General features: G+C 61.9%; 4 protein-coding genes and 1 pseudogene. 3 read left to right on the plus strand and 2 right to left on the minus strand.

Features of this window, described 5'->3' with window-relative positions; all coding sequences use genetic code 11:
- Window positions 1–185, minus strand: a pseudogene (locus tag QOC89_RS19535) (DNA polymerase III subunit beta); the annotation flags it as partial.
- Between the two features lie 219 nt (window positions 186–404).
- Window positions 405–2,039, minus strand: a complete 1,635-nt coding sequence (gene dnaA, locus QOC89_RS19540) for a chromosomal replication initiator protein DnaA (RefSeq protein ID WP_323046527.1) — start codon at window positions 2,037–2,039, stop codon at window positions 405–407.
- A 403-nt stretch (window positions 2,040–2,442) separates the two neighbouring features.
- Between dnaA and rpmH the strand changes: the two genes are divergently transcribed.
- From rpmH to yidD, 3 genes are all read left to right on the plus strand, one after another.
- Window positions 2,443–2,577, plus strand: a complete 135-nt coding sequence (gene rpmH, locus QOC89_RS19545; protein ID WP_004198824.1) for a 50S ribosomal protein L34 — start codon at window positions 2,443–2,445, stop codon at window positions 2,575–2,577.
- Between the two features lie 10 nt (window positions 2,578–2,587).
- Window positions 2,588–3,091 (plus strand): ribonuclease P protein component, encoded by a 504-nt coding sequence (rnpA, locus tag QOC89_RS19550; RefSeq protein ID WP_416340424.1) that lies wholly within the window; start codon window positions 2,588–2,590, stop codon window positions 3,089–3,091.
- Between the two features lie 124 nt (window positions 3,092–3,215).
- Entirely contained in the window at window positions 3,216–3,446 is a 231-nt protein-coding gene (gene yidD / locus QOC89_RS19555; RefSeq protein ID WP_007180115.1) for a membrane protein insertion efficiency factor YidD, read from the plus strand.
- Window positions 3,447–3,480: the final 34 nt, after the last annotated feature.

The following is a 3,480-nucleotide window of genomic DNA, read 5'->3' on the forward strand; positions in this document are numbered from 1 at the left end:
ACGCCAAAATCGGCACGCGTGGTGATCTGCAACTCGAGGTCGGTCGACAGGAACGACACGTCCGGGCCGTTCTTGGTAATCAGCAAATTGGCGAGGATCGGCAACGTATGGCGGCGTTCGACGATGCCGCTCACGGTTTGCAGCGGCCTGAGGAGGTTATCGCGTTCGGTCTTGACCAGTTGCATAGAATTCCTTCGTTGATATGACGGCCTGCGCGCCTGACTTGCCAGCCTTACAGCGCGCACCCGCGGCTCCCCGCCGGCGCCACGCAGCGCCTGTCACGGCGTGAATTCCGCCCGCGGCCGCCGGGCGGTTAAACCTGTATTGTGCCTGAAAACGGAACCGCTCCACTAAAATGGGGGCGAGTTCCGAAATAAACAGGTCGAAATTTCCTTCCAGGCTCCTTAACCTTTCAGCGTTTGCTCCAGCACGTGCAGTTCGTGGTTCAGTTGCGCGTCGGTGCTGCGCTCGGCGGCGATCTTGCGCACCGCGTGCAGCACGGTGGTGTGGTCGCGCCCGCCAAACAACTCGCCGATTTCCGGCAAACTTTTCTGGGTCAGCTCCTTCGCCAGATACATCGCGATCTGCCGCGGCCGCGCGATGTTCGCCGGACGCTTCTTCGAATACATGTCCGCGACCTTGATGCTGTAGAAGTCAGCCGTGGTCTTCTGGATGTTTTCCACCGAAATCTGCCGGTTCTGTACCGTCAGCAGGTCTTTCAGCGCTTCTTTGGTCACTTCGATCGTGATTTCGCGGCCGTGGAACTTGGAATACGCGAGGATCTTGCGCAGCGCGCCTTCCAGTTCACGGACGTTCGAACGCAAATGCTTGGCGACGAAGAACGCGACGTCTTCATTCAGGCTCACGAACTCCGATTGCGCCTTGCGCATCAGAATCGCGACGCGCATTTCCAGCTCGGGCGGCTCGATCGCCACCGTCAGGCCCGAGTCGAAGCGCGAGATCAAGCGGTCGTCGATGCCGGAAATTTCCTTCGGATACGTGTCGCTGGTGATGATCACCTGCGCTTTGTTCGCGACCAGCGCCTCGAACGCGTAGAAGAATTCCTCTTGCGTGCGCGACTTGCCTGAGAAAAATTGAATATCGTCGATCAGCAGGAGGTCGAGCGAGTGGTAGTAGCGTTTGAAGTCGTCGAACGCCTTGCGCTGGTAGGCCTTCACCACGTCGGACACATACTGTTCCGCGTGGATGTAGCGAATCCGCGCGCCGCCCTTGTCCATTAGAAGCTGGTTGCCGATCGCGTGGATCAAGTGGGTCTTGCCCAAGCCCACGCCGCCGTACAGAAACAGCGGGTTGTACGAGATGCCGGGGTTGTCCGCGACCTGGATCGCCGCGGCGCGCGCCAACTGGTTGGCTTTACCGGTCACGAAATTGTCGAAGGTCAGCACGGGGTTGAGCTTCGAACGCTCGTACATCGAGTCGTTCTCACCGTTGCCGTTCGAGCTCGCGCTTTGGCCCGGACGCCACGTGCGGCGGGCGGCGGCGGCCTCGTTCGCGTCGAGGCTGGGGAGATCGAGGTCGGCGGCATCTCCAGCGGCCGCGCGTGCGTTGGCGTTTTGTTCGGCTGCCGCGCGCGCATGCGCGTTGAGGTTCGCCATCGCGCTGTTCGCGCCATTGGTGCGGGCGGCTTGGGCCGATTGCACGGCGCCAACGGCCGCGTCCACTGCGGCACCGCCATTCGAACCAGCCGATTGGCCGCCGCTGATCGAACCAGACGCGGAAGACGGACGCGCCGGAGCCGGCGACGAGCTAGCAGCCGGCGCGCGCATGCCGGCTTTGGGGTCCAACACAAATTGCACATCGACCGGGGCGTGCCAGAAATCGCGGGCCATATCCGCGATACGGCCGGAGAACTGGCTCTTGACCCAGTCGAGCTTGAAACGGTTCGGCGCAGCGATGCTCAGCGTGTTCGCAGCGGCGTCGAAGGCGACCGGGGCCAACGGTTTGATCCACGTCACGTACTGCTGGGGCGTCAGCTCGCGCTCCAGCAATGCGGAACAGTGTTGCCAGAAATCGTTCATCGAGTTGCTGTCGTTATGGTGTGCACGGCGGTTCGCCGCTGCCCCTGTCGCACACACGCAACAAGGCCCTGAGCAGTTAGGCCGAACCAGGCGCAATGGCTCCAGGCGCTTGTGCCACAAGGGTTTGCGGGGCAAGCGAGCCGGAGCGGCGTGCAGGATTTTTGGGAAGTAAGGCAGGATTCTAACGCCAAATCGTCGGCGAAAGGGGAGTTATCCACAGGGACCGATCATCCGGCGAACTTCCCGCGGGGCCAGGTCGAGCCTGGCTAAACTATTGACGGTCAAAGAAAAACCGGTTTAAATAGCGGGTTCCGCGAAAACCAATTCAGTAAACCTCCGGCCATTGCCGCTTCAGCGATGATCGTGCGGTTATTTTTCGATCAGTCGATCAAGTGAGAGCAACATGAAACGTACTTACCAACCTTCCGTTACCCGTCGCAAGCGCACCCACGGCTTCCGCGTTCGCATGAAGACTGCAGGTGGCCGCAAGGTCATCAACGCACGTCGCGCGAAGGGCCGCAAGCGCCTCGCCATCTAAGGTTAGCGGATTGCGCGCTCCGTCTGTGCCGGAAAGCAAACCCTGCGGTAGTCATGCGGGAACGGCTGGGGCGCCGCAACTGGGCTCGGTTCCGTTGCGAGCGCAAGCCGCCTTCCCCAAAGCCGCAAGGCTACTAAAAACGGATGAATTTTCATCCGTTTTTCGTTTGCGCCCGTGGCGCCGCACCGCGCACTTCGTGGTGTACGGCCGGCCCACCGGCAACGACGCTCGCTTAGGCCTCGTGATCGGCAAGAAGTACGCGCCGCGCGCGGCCACGCGTAATCTGGTACGTCGGCTCGCGCGTGAAGCCTTCCGGCTGCGTCGCGCGGAATTCGGCGGTTGGGATGTGCTGCTGCGTTTGCACACGCGCTTCGACAAGAAGGCTTTGCCGAGCGCCTCGTCGCCGCCGTTGAGGGCGCTGTGCCGCAGCGAGATAGAGGCGCTGCTCGACAAGGCAGCGCGCGAAATTGCCCGTCGAGAGGCGCCGCCCGCGGAAGCGCCCAAGACGGAATGACGCTCAAGTGACCGCCCCATTGGTCGTACGGGCAGCGCGGTTCGCCGAAATTGCTTCGGCAACCCTGCTGCGCGGGCCTCACCCGGTATTCCACGTTGCGCGGCGCCGTCCGGCCGCACCAGCCATGCAAACGGTACTCATCGCTTTACTGCGTTTCTACAAGGTTGCTGTGAGCCCCATGCTCGGCAACCGGTGCCGTTTTTACCCTTCCTGCTCTGATTACGCGCGCGAAGCAATCCAGTATCATGGCGCCGCGCGCGGAACTTATCTCGCCGCCAGGCGTATTTGCCGCTGCCACCCGTTTTCCGCGGGCGGCATCGATCTCGTCCCGCCTCCCACTTCTGAAAAGCGCTGACGCGCCGTTCCATCGACACTGAGACAACGCATGG

It is taken from the genome of Paraburkholderia sp., assembly GCF_034668105.1.
Lineage (GTDB): Bacteria > Pseudomonadota > Gammaproteobacteria > Burkholderiales > Burkholderiaceae > Paraburkholderia.

Coding starts and splice junctions, on each gene's coding strand:
- dnaA (WP_323046527.1), bottom strand. CDS start 2,039: ATGAACGATTTCTGGCAACACTGTTCCGCATTGCTGGAGCGCGAGCTG.
- yidD (WP_007180115.1), top strand. CDS start 3,216: ATGCAAACGGTACTCATCGCTTTACTGCGTTTCTACAAGGTTGCTGTG.
- rpmH (WP_004198824.1), top strand. CDS start 2,443: ATGAAACGTACTTACCAACCTTCCGTTACCCGTCGCAAGCGCACCCAC.